The 16,726-nt window shown below is 64.6% G+C and carries 19 protein-coding genes; 13 read left to right on the forward strand and 6 right to left on the reverse strand.

Features of this window, described 5'->3' with window-relative positions; all coding sequences use genetic code 11:
* Positions 1 to 31 precede the first annotated feature (31 nt).
* The 3 genes from ACGYK9_RS10265 to moaB are packed head-to-tail and all read left to right on the forward strand — an operon-like array spanning position 32 to position 1,942.
* Positions 32 to 796, forward strand: a complete 765-nt coding sequence (locus ACGYK9_RS10265) for a uracil-DNA glycosylase family protein (RefSeq protein ID WP_394410549.1) — start codon at positions 32 to 34, stop codon at positions 794 to 796.
* Positions 789 to 1,403: a LysE family translocator gene (locus ACGYK9_RS10270; RefSeq protein ID WP_067265585.1), complete on the forward strand. Its 615-nt coding sequence runs from the start codon at positions 789 to 791 to the stop codon at positions 1,401 to 1,403. The genes ACGYK9_RS10265 and ACGYK9_RS10270 overlap by 8 nt, the downstream gene beginning before the upstream one ends.
* The gene (moaB, locus tag ACGYK9_RS10275; protein ID WP_394410547.1) at positions 1,400 to 1,942 is read left to right on the forward strand and encodes a molybdenum cofactor biosynthesis protein B; all 543 of its coding nucleotides are present in this window, start codon (positions 1,400 to 1,402) and stop codon (positions 1,940 to 1,942) included. The genes ACGYK9_RS10270 and moaB overlap by 4 nt, the downstream gene beginning before the upstream one ends.
* 9 nt (positions 1,943 to 1,951) lie before the next feature.
* Here moaB and ACGYK9_RS10280 read toward each other — a convergent pair whose 3' ends face one another.
* On the reverse strand, positions 1,952 to 2,764 hold the full coding sequence (locus ACGYK9_RS10280; protein WP_394410544.1) for a protein-disulfide reductase DsbD domain-containing protein: 813 nt from the start codon (positions 2,762 to 2,764) through the stop codon (positions 1,952 to 1,954).
* A gap of 164 nt (positions 2,765 to 2,928) precedes the next feature.
* Here ACGYK9_RS10280 and ACGYK9_RS10285 point away from each other — a divergent pair, with 164 nt between their 5' ends.
* A complete protein-coding gene (locus ACGYK9_RS10285; protein WP_067265595.1) occupies positions 2,929 to 3,483 on the forward strand; it encodes a YqgE/AlgH family protein in 555 nt (184 codons plus the stop codon).
* Here ACGYK9_RS10285 and ACGYK9_RS10290 read toward each other — a convergent pair.
* Positions 3,480 to 4,421, reverse strand: a complete 942-nt coding sequence (locus ACGYK9_RS10290; protein WP_394410541.1) for an L-threonylcarbamoyladenylate synthase — start codon at positions 4,419 to 4,421, stop codon at positions 3,480 to 3,482. The two genes, ACGYK9_RS10285 and ACGYK9_RS10290, sit on opposite strands and share 4 nt — an antisense overlap.
* Positions 4,422 to 4,579: 158 nt before the next feature.
* On the opposite strand from ACGYK9_RS10290, the gene ACGYK9_RS10295 reads away from it, so the two are divergent.
* The 5 genes from ACGYK9_RS10295 to ACGYK9_RS10315 all read left to right on the forward strand — a co-directional run bounded on the left by ACGYK9_RS10295 (position 4,580) and on the right by ACGYK9_RS10315 (position 8,778).
* A complete protein-coding gene (locus tag ACGYK9_RS10295; RefSeq protein ID WP_394410538.1) occupies positions 4,580 to 6,307 on the forward strand; it encodes an acyl-CoA dehydrogenase in 1,728 nt (575 codons plus the stop codon).
* On the forward strand, positions 6,307 to 7,383 hold the full coding sequence (locus tag ACGYK9_RS10300; protein WP_394410535.1) for an MBL fold metallo-hydrolase: 1,077 nt from the start codon (positions 6,307 to 6,309) through the stop codon (positions 7,381 to 7,383). Before ACGYK9_RS10295 ends, ACGYK9_RS10300 begins: the two co-directional genes overlap by 1 nt.
* Before the next feature lie 3 nt (positions 7,384 to 7,386).
* Positions 7,387 to 7,851, forward strand: coding sequence for a DUF6173 family protein (locus ACGYK9_RS10305; RefSeq protein WP_394410532.1), 465 nt, complete (start codon positions 7,387 to 7,389; stop codon positions 7,849 to 7,851).
* Between the two features lie 150 nt (positions 7,852 to 8,001).
* A complete protein-coding gene (locus ACGYK9_RS10310) occupies positions 8,002 to 8,136 on the forward strand; it encodes an aa3-type cytochrome c oxidase subunit IV (RefSeq protein WP_067265607.1) in 135 nt (44 codons plus the stop codon).
* A 33-nt stretch (positions 8,137 to 8,169) separates the two neighbouring features.
* Positions 8,170 to 8,778 carry a hypothetical protein gene (locus ACGYK9_RS10315; protein ID WP_271688200.1) on the forward strand — a complete coding sequence of 203 codons (609 nt, stop codon included), beginning with the start codon at positions 8,170 to 8,172 and terminating at the stop codon, positions 8,776 to 8,778.
* A gap of 9 nt (positions 8,779 to 8,787) precedes the next feature.
* Here the strand turns inward: ACGYK9_RS10315 and ACGYK9_RS10320 are convergent, their stop codons facing one another.
* Positions 8,788 to 9,114 (reverse strand): AzlD domain-containing protein, encoded by a 327-nt coding sequence (locus tag ACGYK9_RS10320; RefSeq protein ID WP_067265610.1) that lies wholly within the window; start codon positions 9,112 to 9,114, stop codon positions 8,788 to 8,790.
* Positions 9,111 to 9,836: an AzlC family ABC transporter permease gene (locus ACGYK9_RS10325; RefSeq protein ID WP_394410529.1), complete on the reverse strand. Its 726-nt coding sequence runs from the start codon at positions 9,834 to 9,836 to the stop codon at positions 9,111 to 9,113. Before ACGYK9_RS10325 ends, ACGYK9_RS10320 begins: the two co-directional genes overlap by 4 nt.
* Before the next feature lie 49 nt (positions 9,837 to 9,885).
* Here ACGYK9_RS10325 and ACGYK9_RS10330 point away from each other — a divergent pair, with 49 nt between their 5' ends.
* From ACGYK9_RS10330 to ACGYK9_RS10340, 3 genes are read left to right on the forward strand one after another with little or no spacing between them, the layout of a single operon-like run.
* On the forward strand, positions 9,886 to 10,776 hold the full coding sequence (locus tag ACGYK9_RS10330) for a formate dehydrogenase accessory sulfurtransferase FdhD (protein ID WP_394401943.1): 891 nt from the start codon (positions 9,886 to 9,888) through the stop codon (positions 10,774 to 10,776).
* 4 nt (positions 10,777 to 10,780) lie between these two features.
* Positions 10,781 to 11,383 carry a molybdenum cofactor guanylyltransferase MobA gene (mobA, locus tag ACGYK9_RS10335; protein WP_394410526.1) on the forward strand — a complete coding sequence of 201 codons (603 nt, stop codon included), beginning with the start codon at positions 10,781 to 10,783 and terminating at the stop codon, positions 11,381 to 11,383.
* Complete coding sequence (locus ACGYK9_RS10340; protein WP_394410523.1) at positions 11,380 to 13,143, forward strand: bifunctional molybdopterin-guanine dinucleotide biosynthesis adaptor protein MobB/molybdopterin molybdotransferase MoeA; 1,764 nt, start codon at positions 11,380 to 11,382, stop codon at positions 13,141 to 13,143. Before mobA ends, ACGYK9_RS10340 begins: the two co-directional genes overlap by 4 nt.
* Positions 13,144 to 13,152: 9 nt before the next feature.
* Here ACGYK9_RS10340 and ACGYK9_RS10345 read toward each other — a convergent pair whose 3' ends face one another.
* Both ACGYK9_RS10345 and greA read right to left on the reverse strand, forming a co-directional pair.
* Positions 13,153 to 14,220 carry a hypothetical protein gene (locus ACGYK9_RS10345; RefSeq protein WP_394410520.1) on the reverse strand — a complete coding sequence of 356 codons (1,068 nt, stop codon included), beginning with the start codon at positions 14,218 to 14,220 and terminating at the stop codon, positions 13,153 to 13,155.
* Positions 14,221 to 14,234: 14 nt separating this feature from the next.
* A complete protein-coding gene (greA, locus tag ACGYK9_RS10350) occupies positions 14,235 to 14,705 on the reverse strand; it encodes a transcription elongation factor GreA (protein ID WP_394410518.1) in 471 nt (156 codons plus the stop codon).
* Positions 14,706 to 15,070: 365 nt separating this feature from the next.
* Here greA and ACGYK9_RS10355 point away from each other — a divergent pair, with 365 nt between their 5' ends.
* A complete protein-coding gene (locus ACGYK9_RS10355; RefSeq protein WP_394410515.1) occupies positions 15,071 to 16,723 on the forward strand; it encodes a 4Fe-4S dicluster domain-containing protein in 1,653 nt (550 codons plus the stop codon).
* Positions 16,724 to 16,726: the final 3 nt, after the last annotated feature.

A 16,726-nucleotide genomic window follows, 5' to 3' on the forward strand; every position in this document is an offset into this window, starting at 1 on the left:
CCCCCCGCCCACAGGGCGTAAGCTGCGGGTCATGGAATCATTCGATTATCATCAAGCGGCAGAGATGCTGGCGTGGCAGGTCGAGCTTGGGGCGACCGAGGCGATTTGCGACGCGCCGGTCAACCGCTATGAGGTGCCCGCAAGCCCGCCCAAGGCCAGCGGCAAGGCGACCAAGGGGCCGCAGCCCCTGCAAGCGGCAGAGACGCCCGACCCCGTGGCACTGGCCCGCCGCGCCGCGCAGTCCGCGCAGACATTGGAAGAACTGCGCGCCGCGATCCAAGGGTTCGAGCATTGCGAGCTGCACAAGGGCGCGCGCAATCTGGTTTTCGCCGATGGGGTGCCCGGCGCGCCGCTGATGATCTTGGGCGAATCCCCCGACCGGGACGAAGACCGCGCGGGCAAGCCCTTCGTGGGGCGGGCGGGTCAGATGCTCGATCGGATGCTGGCGGCGATCGACATGGGGCGCGACCGCAATGTCTATCTGTCGAACATCCTGCCGTGGCGCACGCCGCAGGGGCGCGACCCAAAGCCAGATGAGATCGCGATGATGCGCCCCTTTGTGCAGCGTCATATCGAATTGGCCAAACCCAAGGTTTTGGTGCTCTTTGGCAATTGGTCTTGCCAATCGCTTTTGGAAAAACGCAGCATCATGCGCCTGCGCGGAAATTGGACCAAGGCCGCTGATCTTTCTTGCATGCCGATGGTGCATCCCGGCTACCTGCTGCGCAATCCCGAGGCCAAGCGCGAGGCTTGGGCCGATCTGCTCAGCGTTCAGGCCAAACTGCGCGATGGTTGATGCGCTGACCCTTCTGGCTTTCGTGCCCGCCGCCTTGGCGCTGAACCTCACGCCGGGGGCGGATATGATGTTCTGCCTTGGGCAGGGGCTGCGCTCGGGCCCGCGGGCTGCATTGGCGGCGAGCGCGGGGATCTCGGCGGGCGTGCTGGTGCATGTGGCCTTGGCCGGGTTGGGGCTGGGCGCGGTTGTCGCGGCGCTGCCTTGGGCGCTGGACATGATCCGCTGGCTCGGCGTGGCCTATCTGCTCTGGCTTGCGGTGCAAACGCTGCGGCAGGCTGGAAAGCCGCGTGACACGACGCCCGGCATGGGCGGTTGGCGCGCTTTCAACACCGGTTTCGCCGTCAATCTGACGAACCCCAAGGTGATCCTTTTCGTGCTGGCCTTCCTGCCGCAATTCGTTGTGCCCGAGGCCGGGCCGGTCTTGGCGCAGTTCCTGACCTTTGGTGCGGTGCTGGCTCTGGGCGGTTTCGTCATCAACGGCGCGGTCGGGGTCTTTGCCGCCGGGATCGGACGGCGGCTGGCGGGCGGTGGGCGGCTGCTCGGCTGGATCAGCAGCGGTATTTTCGTGGCTTTGGCCGCGCGTTTGGCAATGATGGAGCGGACATGAGCAGGATCGACGACAGCCGGGAGTTCATCCCCGTAAGAATCGCCGTGCTGACCGTCTCGGACAGCCGCAGCTTGGCCGAGGACCGCTCGGGCGACGTTTTGGTCGGACGGATCGAGGCTGCGGGCCATGTGCTGGCCGCGCGCGAGATCGTGACCGACGACCGCCCCGCCATCGCGGCGCAACTCCGCGACTGGTGCGGGGCCCCTGAGATCGACGTGGTGATCAGCACCGGCGGCACCGGCCTCACCGGGCGCGACGTGACGGTCGAGGCGCACCGCGATGTCTATGAAAAAGAGATCGACGCTTTCGGCACGGTTTTCACCATGATCTCGATGGAGAAGATCGGCACCAGCGCGGTGCAAAGCCGCGCGACGGGCGGCGTAGCGCAGGGGACGTATCTGTTCGCGCTGCCGGGCAGTCCGGGTGCCTGTAAAGATGCGTGGGACGGCATTCTGCTGAAACAGTTGGACTACCGACACATGCCCTGCAACTTCGTTGAGATCATGCCGCGGCTGGACGAGCATCAGCGCCGCAAGTAGTGCGTGGGTTTAGCTTGAGGTGCAGCCCGTGACCTCCACCGCGTGGTTCTTGCCGATCACCGTGATCCGAATGGCGGAACGGTCGAGCGCCAGCGCGGTGCCATTCTCGGCGATCATCTCACCGCTGGCGATAAGCGTATTGCCCGACCGCTGGCTCACTGTCTCGCTCATCCACATGTTGGGATTGCCGGGTTCGATCACCACGGTCTCCTTGCCCCCGGCTGAGGGCAGGGCCAGCCGGGTTTCGATCTCCAGCCCACGCGCGGTGGGGCGCAGACTACAATGGGCGCTTTTCAGACCAGCTTCGGCCCCGGAATAGGGCCGCGCGGCAAAGGCGGCGGCGATGGCCGGGGTGGGCTTGCTGTCGCGGGTGTCAAGCAGGGCGCGCAGGTGGATGGTCTGCGGCAGGCAGATGTCGCTGCAGACGCCAAGGTCGATGCTGGTGTCTAATGTCACCGGCGCACCGGGGCTGCGCGGGGTGATGGTCAGCGGCAGGATCACCTCGCGGGCATAGCCGATGGAGTTCACCCCGCCTTGGTCAAAGACCTTGGGCGCGGGCCATGTGATCTGCACATCGCGCAGGTTGTCCGAGCCGGACCAGTCGAACTCCGGCGGAATGCCCGCGTCACCGGGGCTGCGCCAATAGGTCTTCCAACCCGGTGCCATGCGCAGCCGGATCGCCGCCACCCGCCGCCCGTCAGGCTGTTGCCAGCCAGTGAGCAGATCGCCCCGCAAGGGCGTGCCGACAGCATCCTGCGCCGCGGCGGGCAGGGCGAGGGTGAGACAGGAGAGAAGGGCGGAAAAGAAGCGCGATATGGTCATGCGGACTTGATGCGGTATCCTTTCGCGCCTGCCAAGTCACATTTGCATCATCCATGTTTCGCCGATGCGGCGGACGGTGGGGCGCCTCTCTTGTTTTGTGAGGCGCAAGCGGCCATGTTCAAAGAAAGGTTACCTTCAGGAGGTGGGCGTTGACGGGGCAGACGATGGAACTGACGGGCAAGCTGCTGGTCGCGATGCCGGGCATGGGCGATCCGCGTTTCGCGCATTCGGTGATCTATCTTTCCGCGCATTCCGAACAGGGGGCGATGGGGTTGATCGTCAACAAACCCGCCCCGGAACTGCGCCTGTCGGATGTGCTGGATCAACTGGTCGAAGACACACCGCCGCAGGCCAAATCGCTGGCCGTGCATTTCGGCGGACCGGTCGAGACGGGGCGCGGCTTTGTGCTGCATTCCGACGAATACCGCTCGGCCATTGAGACGCTGCGCGTGGGCGATGGCATCGCCCTGACCACCACCCGCGACATCCTCGAAGATATCGCCACCGGCAAGGGCCCGGCGCAGGCGCAGTTGATGCTGGGCTATGCAGGCTGGGGGCCGGGGCAGTTGGAGGGTGAGATTGCCCAGAACGGATGGCTGACCTGCGAAGCCTCGCCTGAGGTGATCTTCGACCTGCCGGACCCCGAAAAATGGGGCGCGGCGCTCAAGACGCTGGGAATCGACCCCTTGGGGCTGTCGGCCTCAGCCGGGCACGCCTAACGCGGTGCGGCGGCGCGGGCCAATCGGTCGTTGATCGCACGGCCCAGCCCGTGATCGGGGATCGGGGCCACGGCGATGGTCTGACCGGTGGCGTCCAACTGGTGCAGGTGGTCGAACAGTTTCGCCGCCGCCTCGGTTAGATCGCCGGAGGGGGAGAGGTTGAGATCGCAGATCATCTCGCCAAACCCAAGAAGCACTTCACCCGGTCCCGCCGTCCGCGCATTCAGCCGCACCGCCGCACCGGGCGCGTAGTGCGAGGCGAGCTGCCCCGGCGCGATGATTTCGGCCCCATTTACGACCTCCAGCGTCTGGCCAAGTGCGGGCTCGATCGCCTCGCTCGGCAGGCCGCCTGCGCGCAGCAGGGCGGGGCGGGGGCCGGTCAGGCCGATGATCGTGCTTTCCAATCCAACGGGGCAGGCACCGTCGTCCAGCACCGCTGCGATCTTACCGTCGAGGCCCGCCCGCACATGATCCGCCGTGGTCGCGCTGATCTTGCCCGACGGGTTGGCCGAGGGCGCGGCGACCGGCCCACCGAGTTCCTGCAAGACCTGCCGCATGGCGGGGTGGGCGGGCACCCGCACCGCAAGGCTCGGCAGCCCCGCCGTGACCAGCGACGACAGCCCGCTGTCGGGTTTCAGCGGCAGGACCAGCGTGAGCGCGCCGGGCCAGAAGGCCTGCGCCAGCCGGTCGGCCTGCTCGGTCCAGTCGACATAGCGTTTGGCGGTGTCGATATCCGGCAGATGCACGATCAGCGGGTTGAAACTGGGTCGCCCCTTGGCGGCATAGATGCCCGCGACAGCCTCGCCATTGCGGGCATCCGCGCCCAGGCCGTAAACCGTCTCCGTCGGCAGGGCGACCAGCGCGCCGTCTTGCAGCAGGCGTGCCGCGCGGGCGATGCCTTGGGGCGTGGCGGTCAGGGTCTCGGTCGGCTGGGTCATCGGGTGTTTCGGCCTGTCGGATCATGCAGCATCCCGTGACGCCGCGTTTGGGTTGCGGGGGGCGGCCGGGCATTTCATGCTGGCGGCAACATAAACCAGCCTTTATCAGGGCCATGTCAGGCTTGCCAGAACAAGCGCGCCTTTCAGGAGGATATGATATGCCGTACCGCGCCGCCGTGGATGACTACCGTTTTCTGATCGAGGACGTGTTGGATTTCGCAACGCTTCGGAGCACCGAGCGTTTCGCTGAGGCCAGTGAAGACGTCACCGGCGCGATCCTGTCAGAGGCCGGACGGCTTTGCGATGACGTGCTGGCGCCGCTGCAACGAGGCGGGGATTTGCACCCTGCCAAGCTGGAAAACGGCGTCGTGCGCACCTCTCCGGGGTTTGCCGAAGGTTTCGCCGCGATTGCCGAAGGCGGCTGGATCGGCATGTCGGCGGACCCGGAGTTTGGCGGCATGGGCTTGCCGATGACCCTGACCAGCGCGGTCAACGAGATGATGAGCGGCGCTTGCCTGTCGCTGCAACTCGCCCCCCTGATGAGCCAAGGGCAGATCGAAGCGTTGGAGCATCACGCGAGCGACGCGATCAAGGAATTGTACCTGCCCAAGCTGATCTCGGGCGAATGGACCGGCACGATGAACTTGACCGAGCCGCAGGCGGGTTCGGACGTGGGCGCGCTCAGCAGCCGGGCCGAAGACAATGGCGACGGGACTTATGCGGTCTCTGGTCAGAAGATCTACATCTCTTGGGGTGACAATGATTTTGCAGGCAATGTCTGCCATCTGGTTCTTGCGCGCCTGCCGGGTGCACCTGCGGGGACCAAGGGGATCAGCCTTTTCCTCGTGCCGAAGTTCATCCCTGATGAGAATGGCGCGCCGGGCCAGCGCAATGGTGTGAATGTGGTCAGCCTTGAGCATAAGATGGGCCTGCACGGATCGCCCACCGCGGTGATGCAATATGACAAGGCCACCGGCTGGCTAGTAGGCCGCGAGGGCGGCGGCATGGCGGCGATGTTCACCATGATGAACAACGCGCGCCTTGGTGTCGGCGAACAGGGCATCGGTGCAGCCGAAGGGGCCTATCAACTGGCGCTGGACTACGCGCTGGAGCGCAAGCAGGGCCGCTCCCCCATCGAAGGCGGCACCGGCACCATCGTAGATCACGCCGACGTGCGCCGGATGCTTCTGAGCATGAAGGCCGATATCTTTGCCTCCCGCGCGATTGCGCTGAGCTGTGCCTATGCCAGCGATATGGCGCGCGCAGGGCAGGGGGATGAATGGGCCGCGCGGGCGGCGTTCCTCACCCCGATCACCAAGGCATTCGGCACCGACGTGGGCATCAGCGTCGCCGAGATGGGCGTGCAGGTCCATGGCGGCATGGGCTTTATCGAAGAAACCGGCGCGGCGCAGTTCAGCCGCGATGTGCGCGTGACCGCGATCTACGAGGGCACCAACGGCATTCAGGCGATGGACCTTGTGGGCCGCAAGATGATGGATGGCGGCGAGGCGGCGAACCGGCTCTTGGATGAGATCGAAGCCCATGCCGAATCCGCACGCGGCCCTTTCCCGCGCATGGCCGATGCGGTCTGGCAGGCCAGCGAGACCCTGCGCGAGGCGACCGAGTGGATGACCGCGCAGAAGGACATGAACGCCCGTTTCGCCGGTGCCGTCCCCTATCTGCGCGCCTTCGCCCGCGTGCTGGGCGGTCATCTGCATCTGCAAGCCGCCATGGCCGAGAAGGCCGCCGGCGCGGGCGATGCGCGGGCCAAGCTGGCGCGGTTCTATATCCAACGTCTCTTGCCCGAGCATCAGGGCCTGCTGGCCCATGCGCAGGCCGGGGCGGAAGACCTCTATGCGCTTGATGTCGAAGACCTGAGAAGCTGATGACAGAGCAGGCCACCCTCTCCCCCGCCGAGCCAAAAACGCCCAAGGGGCTGCGCTATCCTTGGGAGGTGCCGCCCGCCGAGGGGGAGGCGGTCGAGGTGGCGCCGGGGGTGCTTTGGTTCCGCCTGCCGCTGCCGATGAAGCTGGACCACGTCAATGTCTATGCCTTGGACGAGGGCGATAGCTGGACGGTGATCGACACGGGCTTCGCCTCGCGCCGGGCCAAGGAGATTTGGCGCGGGCTGATGGCCGGGCCGCTTGGCGGCAAGCCGATTTCGCGCGTGGTCGTCACCCATCACCACCCCGATCACATCGGCCTTGCCGGGTGGTTGCAGACCGAGTTCGGGGCGGAACTGGTCACCACGCGCACCGCGTGGTTGACCGCGCGGATGCTGACGCTGGATGTTCAAGAGGTGCCGGTCGCCGAAGCCCTTGCGTTCTACCGCAAGGCGGGGATGGCCTCGGCGCTCTATGACAAACGCGCCAATGAGCGGCCCTTCAATTTCGCCGATGTGGTGGCCCCGCTGCCGCTGGGGTTCACCCGCATCCGGCAGGGCGATGTGATCCGCATGGGTGGCCGCGATTGGGAAGTGCATATCGGCAATGGCCACGCCCCCGAGCATGCGACCTTTTGGAGCCGCGACGACAATCTGGTGATCGCGGGGGATCAGATTCTGCCCTCCATCAGCCCCAACATCGGCGTCTACCCAACCGAGCCGATGGCCGACCCCATAGGCGAATGGCTGGAGGCTTGCGAGCGTTTCGTGCCCTTGGCGCAGGAGGATCATCTGGTGCTTGGCGGCCACAAGCTGCCCTTCACAGGCCTGCCGACGCGGCTGAAGCAGTTGATCGAAAACCATCACAGCGCCCTGCGCAGGCTTCTGGCCTATATCGACACGCCGAAATCAGCCTCGGAATGTTTCGCGCCGCTGTTCAAACGCAATATCGGTGAGGCGGAATATGGCCTCGCGCTGGTTGAAGCCGTCGCCCATCTGAGCCACCTTTACCAAGCCGGAGAGGCCACGCGCAGCTTGCGCGCGGCGGATGGCGCATGGGTGTATCAGCGCAAGGGGTGAGCGATGGGCGATGAGGTGAAAACGGCAGCCGAGGCCTATGAGGCTGCGGCATTACCGCGCATGCATGAGGTGCATACAGGCGCGGATCAGCCCAAGTCAGGCGATCAACCCCTGCCAAAATCCGTCACCGACAAGCCGGTGAAGCAGAAATCCCCCGCGCAATGGGCCTATGAGCGGGTGGTGCTTTATCTCAAGAATTTCGAGGAAAAGCTCGACAACGATCACGAGGCGGCCATCGGCTTTGCCGGGGGCGACGCCGGGGTGCTGCGGATCGAAGGCATGGGGTATTTCGACCCCGATATCATCACCTTTTACGGCGTCGATCCGGCAGGGGCGCGGGCGCAACTGGTGCAGCATGTGGGGCAGTTGAACGTGATGCTGCGGGCCTTGCCGAAAAAGGTGCCCGATGCCGCCCCGCAACGGATCGGCTTTCGACTGGTTGCCGATCTGGCAGACGACGAAACCTGAGAGACTCTATAACGTGCGGGGAAGTGTAAGATTCCCCTATAGCGCGTAGTTCTGCGCAAAGCTAGTATGGTTTTCTGCGCATCATCCCCCCGTGACAGGGTGATGCGAATAGGTTAATCAGCGCCAACAAATTGTCTTAGGGAGACGAAAATGGCTGAACATGAACACGGCAGCATGAATTACGAAGAGCAGCAAAAGACCTTTGACGGATTCATGTCCTTCGTGACACGCGGCACCGTCGTCATCCTTGTGATTCTTGTTCTGCTGGCGATCTTTGCCGGTTGATCACGTCCTATCCCTAGGCGCGAGGGTAACGGTTTGAGAACTCTCTTAGCGTCGATTGCACTTGTTGGCGTTCTGGCTGGCTGTTCGGTGGATCAAAGCCCCGATAGCCCGCCCGACGTTGTGGCGCGTGCAGCCTACCGCGCGCCCGAGCCGCCCTCCCTCACATTGATGACCATGGTGAACAACCGCACCGGCAGCGGCGGCCATAGCGCGCTGATGGTGAACGGCTCACAACGGGTGATCTTTGACCCCGCGGGGTCGTTTCGGGACGCGCGGATGGCCGAGCGGGGCGATGTGCTCTACGGGGTGACGCCTGCCTGGTTGCAGGCCTATAAATCCGCCCATGCGCGCAGCACCTTTCATGTGGTCAGCCAGGAAATCCCCGTCAGCCCCGAGGTGGCCGAACGCGCGCTTGAACTGGTGACTGCGAATGGCGCGGTGCCCGGTGCCTTTTGCGCCAATGCCACCAGCGGCATTCTCAGCCAGTTGCCGGGGTTTCGAAGCGTCGGGTCGACCTACTATCCCGTCAAGCTGCAAGAGCGGTTCGAGGCCCTGCCGGGTGTCACCACGACGAAATATTACGAAGACGATGAGGGCGATGTGATTGACGCCCTGCGCGCGGCGCAACTGGCCCAGCAGTAGCGCCCGCGCTTACCCCACCAGATAGAGCATCCCATAAAGCGCCGCGGCCCCCGACAGGATCGCGGCGAGGACGTTTTTGGTCACCAGTCCCACGCCCAAAGTCACCGCCGCCGCGGTGACGCGCGGCAGGTCGAACTGCCCCCCGGTGGCCGAGGGCCAGATCACCTGCGGTGCCACCAATGCTGGCAGAATCGCCACGGCGGTATAGCGCAGATGCCGCAACAGCCACGCGGGCATCTGTTTGTTGCCAACCAACCCGGTAAAGACAAAACGCAGGAAAAAGCTGCCCAGCCCAAGGCCGATGATCACGACCCAAAGTGCGGTTCTATCGATCATCGTGCCATGCTCCCCGGTTTGCGCCGTTCCATCCATGCCTCGACCTGCGCGCCGGTGATCATGCCCGCGAGCCCTGCGATGATCAGCCCAAGCGCATAGGGCACCTCAACGGCAAAAAGGCTGACGACCACGGCGACCAGCGCCGCCGCCACATGGGCCAGCGTGCGGAACATCGGCGCGATCATGGCCAGAAAGGTGATCGGAATGGCAAAATCCAAGGCCCAACTGTCAGGCACGCTGGAGCCGACCATCGCCCCGATCAGCGTGAAGATATACCAAAGCGGCACCACCGGCGTCACGGTCCCAAAGAAATAAGCCATCCGCTGCGGCACGGTCATCTGAGGGTCGCGCTCATATTGCGTCATCGCAGCGACATAGGATTGATCGACCGTCATATAGGCCGCCAACGCCCGCTGCCACAGCGGCGCGCCGCCAATCCACGGGGTGAGAGAGGCCGAATACATCGCCATGCGCAGGTTCACCGCCAGTGCAGAGGCGAGGATGATCGCCGTGGGCACGTCTTCTTGCAGCAGTTGCAGCGCCGTGAACTGCGCGGCCCCGGCGATCACCACGATCGAAAATGTCAGCGTTTCGAACACGTTCAACCCGGCCTCGGTCGCCAATAGGCCAAAGAGCGAGGCGAAGGGGATGATCACCAGCACGAAGGGCAGCGCGTCGACGATCCCTTTGCGATAGGCGGATTTGGTGGTGGTGATGGCCATGGCGAACTCTTAAATATAATGTCAAAGGCTTAGACCTAACCGCAGGGGGATACAATTGGCCCGAGACAATGAACTTAGCAATTATCTGATCGCCCCGGATCCGACTGCTGTTCGGCTGACGCGCAGCGTCTCTGGCGTGGATCACACCGGGGCCGAGGTGGCGATCAATGTGGTCGAAGAGCGCCCCCTGACGATATTCCTCAACCGGCAAGAGATCGTGACCGCCATGACCATTGGCGATTACCCAGCCTATCTGGCGCTTGGGTTTCTGCGCAATCAGGGGATGCTGCGCCCGGACGAAGAGATCACCGGTGTCGATTACGACGAAGAGCTTGAGACCGTCGTCGTCCGCACCAAACGGGCCACCGATTACGAAGACAAGATGCAGCGCAAGACCCGCACCAGCGGCTGCGCCGTGGGCACGGTCTTTGGCGATATGATGGAGGGGCTGGCGGAGGTGAGCCTGCCCGAGACGCCGGTGCGCACATCGGACCTCTATGCGCTGGCGGCCAAGATCAACCGCACGCCGAGCCTCTATCTGGAGGCCGGTGCGATCCACGGCACAGTGCTTTGCCAAGGCGATCGGCCATTGGTCTATATGGAGGATGTGGGCCGTCACAACGCGGTCGACAAAATCGCGGGCTGGATGCTTTCCGAAGGGGTCGGGGCCGAGGATAAGGTGCTTTATACCACCGGGCGGCTGACCTCTGAGATGGTGATCAAGACGGCGATGATGGGCATTCCGGTGCTGGCGTCCCGCTCGGGCTTTACCGCTTGGGGGGTGGAGATCGCCCAGCAGGTGAACCTGACCCTGATTGGGCGGATGCGCGGGCAGCGCTTTACCTGTCTGGCCGGGGAGGGGCGGCTCATCCGCGATGCGGATCCGGCCAGCGTGGCCGAAGAGCCGCGCAAAAGCGGGCGCAAGGGCGCGAAGGATTAGCCACATGAAACAACCACTTGGCGTCATTCTGGCGGGCGGGCAGGCGACCCGTATGGGCGGCGACGACAAGGGGCTGCTGCCGCTGGGGCAGGGCACGCTTCTGTCCTCGGTGATCGACCGGCTGGAGCCGCAGGTTGCGGAGCTGGCGCTTAATGCCAATGGCGATCCGGCGCGGTTTGCCGACCTCGGCCTGCCGGTGCTGGCCGACAGTATCGAAGGCTTCGCCGGGCCGCTGGCGGGGGTGCTTGCTGGGCTCGACTGGGCCGCCGAACAGGGGGCCGAGAGCATCGTGACGGCTGCCGCCGATACGCCTTTCTTCCCTTGCGATCTGGTGCCGCGTCTGCTGCTGGCCGCCGATGGCATGGCCCATCCGCTGGCCCTCGCCGCCACGCCGGACGCCAAACGCGGCACCGCGCGGCATCCGACCTTTGGCCTCTGGCCCGTGGCGCTGCGCGACGATCTGCGCAGCGCTTTGGCGGGCGGTCTGCGCAAGGTGGTGCTCTGGACGGAACGCCACGACGGGCGCGAGGCGCTCTTCCCCGATGAGGCGGCCTTCTTCAATGTGAACACGCCCGAAGATCTGGCGAAAGCAGAGGCGATGGTATGAGGGTTTACGGCGTTGTCGGTTGGAAAAACGCAGGTAAGACCGGGCTGATGGAGCGGCTGGTGGCCGAGATCACGGGCCGCGGCTTCACCGTCTCCACGGTGAAACATGCGCATCACACTTTCGACGTGGATCAACCCGGCAAAGACAGCCACCGCCACCGGATCGCAGGGGCGCGGGAGGTGCTTTTGGCCTCGGGCGCGCGCTTTGCCCTGATGCATGAGTTGCGCGGGGCCGATGAGCCGCCGCTAGAGGCGCATCTGGCGCGGCTCTCGCCCGTCGATCTGGTGCTGATCGAAGGCTACAAACGCGACGGTCATCCGAAGGTCGAAGCCCATCGGGCCGAGACCGGAAACCCATTGATCACGCCGGATGATCCGACGGTGCGGGCACTGGCCAGCGATGTGCCGCTTGAGGTGGATCGGCCCGTTTTCGATCTGAACGACACCGGCGCCATTGCCGATTTCATCCTGCGCGACGTGGGGCTGATCGCCACCCCGGCGGCCGCCGCCACGCCCGCGCCGCCGCCCTTGCGCAATAACTGTTTCGCCTTGCCGCCCGGCGTGCATTGGACCCCGGTGAATGAGGCGCTGGACCTGCTGCGCGCGCGGCTTCACGCGGTGACAGAGGCCGAGCCTTGCCCCGCCGCCGAGGCCGGGGGACGCATCTTGGCCGAAGATGTGACCGCCATCCGCGCCAACCCGCCACTGCCCAACACGGCAGTCGATGGCTATGGCTTTGCCGGGGGGCGGGGCGAGGGGCTGCATGAGATGCCGCTGGTGCCGGGCCGCGCGGCGGCGGGCGACCGCCCCGGTGCCGTGCCAGCGGGCCAAGCGATCCGCGTGCTGACCGGCGCGGCGCTGCCCGAAGGTGTCGATACCGTTATCTTGCAAGAGGATGTGACCGCTGAGGGCGGCGTGCTGCGCTTTCACGGGCCGGTCAAACAGGGGGCCAACACCCGCAAGGCCGGGGAGGATGTGCAGGCGGGCGACGTGATCCTTGCCGCGGGCACGCGCATCGGCCCGGCGGAACTGGCGCTTCTGGCTGCCGCCGGGGTGGCGGAGGTGTCTTTGCGCAAAATGCTCAAGGTCGGTGTGATCTCAACCGGGGACGAATTGGTCGAGATGGGCGCGGCGGCCCGCGCCGGGCAGATTTACGATGCCAACCGCCCAATGCTGCTGCAACTTGCCACCGATTTTGGCCATGAGGCGGTCGATCTGGGCCGCGTGGCCGACGACCGCGCCGCGCTGCGCGCGCGGCTTGATGCGGCGGCAGGGCAGGTCGATGTGATCCTCACCAGTGGCGGCGCATCGGCGGGGGACGAAGACCACGTCTCGGCCCTGCTGACCGAAGCGGGGGCGATGCAGCTTTGGCGGATCGCGGTGAAACCGGGGCGGCCTTTGGCGCTCGGGATGTGGCAGGGGGTGCCGATCTTTGGCCTGCCGGGCAACCCGGTGGCGGCGATGGTCTGTTCGCTGATCTTCGCCCGGCCAGCCATGGCGCTGTTGGCCGGGGGCGGCTGGCAAGAGCCGCAGGGTTTCGACGTGCCTGCCGCCTTCGAGAAGCGCAAAAAGGCCGGGCGGCGGGAATACCTGCGCGCGCGGATGCGCGATGGCCGGGCCGAGGTCTTTGCCTCCGAAGGGTCGGGGCGCATCAGCGGGCTCAGTTGGGCCGAAGGGCTGGTCGAATTGGACGAGGCCGCCCGCGACATCGCGCCGGGCGATACCGTCCGTTTCATCCCCTACGGCAGTTTTACCGGCTAGACCCGCGCGTCAATCGAAGGTGCCCGCGCAGCGGCCCAACAGCATGAAGGCGCGGGCGGTGCGGGTGTCGGCGAGCATCGAGATTTCTTCATCCGTGGCCTGTTTCTCAAACTCGGCAAAGGTCCGGTCAAAGCGGCGCAGGAAGTGATGCGCGGCGTCGCGGAAGATCGGGTCTTGCCGCATCCGCGCATTGGCCAGCGCCAGCGAGGAGCGATCCCGAATGCCGCCCAAAGGCGCGATGGTCCGGCCCCGCGCACCGCTGGCGAACTGCCGCCAGACCTCGGGGCGTGCGCGGTCGGGGCGCAGGTCATCCATATAGATGCCGTCTTGGCTCAGCAGGGTCAGCACGTCTTGCGCGGCCTGCACAAGCTGCGCGGCAGAACGATCCTTCAGGGCGCGGCGCAGGGCGTCGAAACCGGCCTGATCTTCCGCCGTTTCGGGGAAGTTCAGCGCGCGGGTGAAATCCTCGGCAGAGAGCGGCTGTGCACTGTCGCCCGTCTGCGTGCCAAGCGCCAGCGTCGGCTGCTCTTCTGCGGCGGGCGGTGTGGGTGCCGGGGCCGGATCGACGGGGCGCGAGGGCGCATCGCGGCCCTGAAGCCCGGCCAGCGCAATCTCGGTCTTGCGGACGCTGGCGGCGAGTTCATCGAGCTTGCGTGCAATGCTGCCTTCGCCCGCCGGTTTGTTGCCCTGCTGTTGCGAGATATAGGAATGTCGGATCGCGTCGATCGCGATTTGCAGACGTTGGCTTTCTTCACGCATGACCCGCCCGGCGCGGGCGGCGGTGGCCCCGACCCAGATCATCGCGACGGGCATGATCACCACCAGCAGGATCAACAGCCCGCGCAGCCCGCTGTCGGGCGCCCCCTCGGGCACCTCGGCGGCGATGAAGGTGAAATAGATCGCCGTGCCAAGCAGCCAGAGCGCCGAAAGCGCGCCTGCGATGACCTCGATCTCGGTGATGCTATTGGCCTTGGGCCGGTCGTAGATGCCCATCGGCGTGGGCCGTACCGCGCCGGTCCCGCCGCGTGGGGCGCGGGGGGCTTGCTGTGGGGATGCGGAAGCGTCGGGCTCTGCCATGTCAGCTTTCCCGTTCAAGCGTAGACGATCTTGAGAACCTCATAGGATTTTTGCCCGCCGGGGGTGCGCACCTCGACGGAATCACCCTCGTCCTTGCCGATCAGCGCCCGCGCGATGGGGGATTTGATGTTCAAAAGACCCTTTTCGATATTGGCCTCATATTCGCCAACGATCTGATAGGTTTTCTCTTCGTCCGTGTCCTCATCGACCAGCGTCACCGTGGCGCCGAATTTGATCGAGCCCGACAGTTTCTTGGGGTCGATCACATCGGCGAGCGAGATCACGCCCTCAAGCTCTTTGATGCGGCCTTCGATGAAAGACTGCTTTTCCTTGGCAGAGTGATATTCGGCGTTTTCCGACAGGTCACCATGTTCGCGCGCCTCGGCGATGGCCTTGATGATGGCGGGGCGTTCAACCGTTTTAAGCTGCTTAAGTTCGACTTCGAGCGCGGTGTGACCGTCGCGGGTCATCGGGATTTTTTCCATGGCGGTGTGCCTACATAATGAGGGCCGCACCCGGGTTTTCGCCGGGGGGCGGCCAATTGCGTGTTAACTTGGCAGATACCTGACCCAAACTGCCCGCCAATTGCAAGGGGCTAACGGCCCCGGGATCGGCGGTTGGCTGCCGTCAATCCGATCCCGTTTTCGCTGAATGAGCTTTGCAGGCCGGGTGGTGAAAGGCGCCGCAGTCGCGCTATCTGAAAGGGGAAGAACCGGCGGCCCGCAGGGTCGCGCGTCATGTTATGTCGTGGAGCCCACGTTTTGCGCAATAAACGCAGGGTCGCGATTGCATTGCGCGCGGCGGTGGTTTAGCCAAATCCAAACCGAATTTGCCGTGAGGGAGCACCAAAATGGCCGAGATTGAACGCGAAGCGATGGAATATGACGTTGTGATCGTCGGCGCCGGGCCTGCTGGCCTGTCGGCTGCGATCCGGCTCAAGCAGTTGGACGCCGATTGCAATGTTGTGGTGCTGGAAAAGGGCTCGGAAGTGGGCGCGCATATCCTGTCGGGCGCGGTGCTCGACCCCTGCGGGCTGGATGCGCTGATCCCGGATTGGAAGGAAAAAGGCGCGCCGCTGAACGTGCCGGTGAAGGAAGACAACTTTTACCTGCTGGGCGAGGCGGGCAAGCTGCGCATCCCCGAGTTTCCGATGCCCCCGCTGATGAAGAACCACGGCAACTACATCGTTTCCATGGGCAATGTCTGCCGTTGGATGGCCGAACAGGCCGAAGAACTGGGCGTCGAAGTCTTCCCCGGCATGGCCTGTTCTGAGCTGGTCTTTGGCGAGAACGGCGAAGTCAAAGGCGTTGTCGCCGGTGAGATGGGCAAAAATGCCGATGGCACCCCCGGCCCGAGCTATGAGCCGGGGATGGAACTGCACGGCAAATATGTCTTCCTCTCCGAGGGCGTGCGCGGCAGCCTCAGCAAGCAGGTCATCGCGAAATACGGGCTGGATGAGGGCAAAGAGCCGCAGAAATACGGTCTTGGCATGAAAGAGATCTGGGAGATTGACCCCGCCAAGCACCGCGAGGGCACCGTCACCCACACGATGGGCTGGCCGCTGAACAGCAATGCGGGCGGCGGGTCCTTCATCTATCACCTTGAGAACAATCAGGTTTACGTCGGCTTCGTTGTTCACCTCGGCTATAAGAACCCGCATGTTTTCCCATACATGGAATTCCAGCGGTTCAAGCATCACCCGATGGTGGCCGAGCTGCTCAAAGGCGGCAAACGCGTGGCCTATGGCGCGCGGGCGATCACCGAGGGCGGCTATCAGTCGATGCCCAAGATGGTGGCCCCCGGCGTGGCGCTGCTGGGCTGTTCGGTGGGCATGGTCAACGTGCCGCGCATCAAGGGCAACCACAATGCCATGCTCTCGGGCAAGGCAGCGGCTGAGGCCGCCTATGCCGCGATCCAAGCGGGCCGTGGCGGTGATGAGCTGACCGAATATGAGACCGATGTTCGTGAAGGGCCGATCGCGACGGACCTTAAGAAGGTGCGCAACGTGAAACCGCTGTGGTCGAAATACGGGCTCACCGCGTCGCTGGCGCTTGGTGGCTTTGACATGTGGACCAACACGCTCGGCTTCTCGCTCTTGGGCACGCTGAGCCACGGCAAATCGGATGCCGAGGCGACCGAGGCTGCGGATAAGCACAAGAAGATCGACTACCCCAAACCCGATGGCAAACTCAGCTTTGACCGTCTGACCAACGTTGCCTTCTCCTTTACCAATCACGAGGAAAGCCAGCCTGCGCATCTCAAGTTGAAAGACCCGAGCATTCCGGTCGAGGTGAACCTGCCGAAATACGCGGGCCCCTCGGCCCGCTATTGCCCGGCGGGGGTTTACGAGTTCGTCGAGGATGACAAAACCGGCGAGACGCGGTTCCAGATCAACTTCCAGAACTGCGTGCATTGCAAGACCTGCGACATCAAAGACCCAACACAGAACATCGTTTGGACCACCCCGCAGGGCGGTGACGGGCCGAACTACCCGAATATGTGAGCC

This window comes from Sulfitobacter sp. 1A15258, from assembly GCF_043557045.1.
Taxonomy (GTDB): Bacteria; Pseudomonadota; Alphaproteobacteria; order Rhodobacterales; family Rhodobacteraceae; genus Sulfitobacter; species Sulfitobacter faviae.

What these genes read in the sequence shown, in the direction of transcription:
- ACGYK9_RS10265 (WP_394410549.1), top strand. Translation starts at nt 32, where the DNA reads ATGGAATCATTCGATTATCATCAAGCGGCAGAGATGCTGGCGTGGCAG.
- ACGYK9_RS10270 (WP_067265585.1), top strand. Translation starts at nt 789, where the DNA reads ATGGTTGATGCGCTGACCCTTCTGGCTTTCGTGCCCGCCGCCTTGGCG.
- moaB (WP_394410547.1), top strand. Translation starts at nt 1,400, where the DNA reads ATGAGCAGGATCGACGACAGCCGGGAGTTCATCCCCGTAAGAATCGCC.
- ACGYK9_RS10280 (WP_394410544.1), bottom strand. Translation starts at nt 2,764, where the DNA reads ATGACCATATCGCGCTTCTTTTCCGCCCTTCTCTCCTGTCTCACCCTC.
- ACGYK9_RS10285 (WP_067265595.1), top strand. Translation starts at nt 2,929, where the DNA reads ATGGAACTGACGGGCAAGCTGCTGGTCGCGATGCCGGGCATGGGCGAT.
- ACGYK9_RS10290 (WP_394410541.1), bottom strand. Translation starts at nt 4,421, where the DNA reads ATGACCCAGCCGACCGAGACCCTGACCGCCACGCCCCAAGGCATCGCC.
- ACGYK9_RS10295 (WP_394410538.1), top strand. Translation starts at nt 4,580, where the DNA reads ATGCCGTACCGCGCCGCCGTGGATGACTACCGTTTTCTGATCGAGGAC.
- ACGYK9_RS10300 (WP_394410535.1), top strand. Translation starts at nt 6,307, where the DNA reads ATGACAGAGCAGGCCACCCTCTCCCCCGCCGAGCCAAAAACGCCCAAG.
- ACGYK9_RS10305 (WP_394410532.1), top strand. Translation starts at nt 7,387, where the DNA reads ATGGGCGATGAGGTGAAAACGGCAGCCGAGGCCTATGAGGCTGCGGCA.
- ACGYK9_RS10310 (WP_067265607.1), top strand. Translation starts at nt 8,002, where the DNA reads ATGGCTGAACATGAACACGGCAGCATGAATTACGAAGAGCAGCAAAAG.
- ACGYK9_RS10320 (WP_067265610.1), bottom strand. Translation starts at nt 9,114, where the DNA reads ATGATCGATAGAACCGCACTTTGGGTCGTGATCATCGGCCTTGGGCTG.
- ACGYK9_RS10325 (WP_394410529.1), bottom strand. Translation starts at nt 9,836, where the DNA reads ATGGCCATCACCACCACCAAATCCGCCTATCGCAAAGGGATCGTCGAC.
- mobA (WP_394410526.1), top strand. Translation starts at nt 10,781, where the DNA reads ATGAAACAACCACTTGGCGTCATTCTGGCGGGCGGGCAGGCGACCCGT.
- ACGYK9_RS10340 (WP_394410523.1), top strand. Translation starts at nt 11,380, where the DNA reads ATGAGGGTTTACGGCGTTGTCGGTTGGAAAAACGCAGGTAAGACCGGG.
- ACGYK9_RS10345 (WP_394410520.1), bottom strand. Translation starts at nt 14,220, where the DNA reads ATGGCAGAGCCCGACGCTTCCGCATCCCCACAGCAAGCCCCCCGCGCC.
- greA (WP_394410518.1), bottom strand. Translation starts at nt 14,705, where the DNA reads ATGGAAAAAATCCCGATGACCCGCGACGGTCACACCGCGCTCGAAGTC.
- ACGYK9_RS10355 (WP_394410515.1), top strand. Translation starts at nt 15,071, where the DNA reads ATGGCCGAGATTGAACGCGAAGCGATGGAATATGACGTTGTGATCGTC.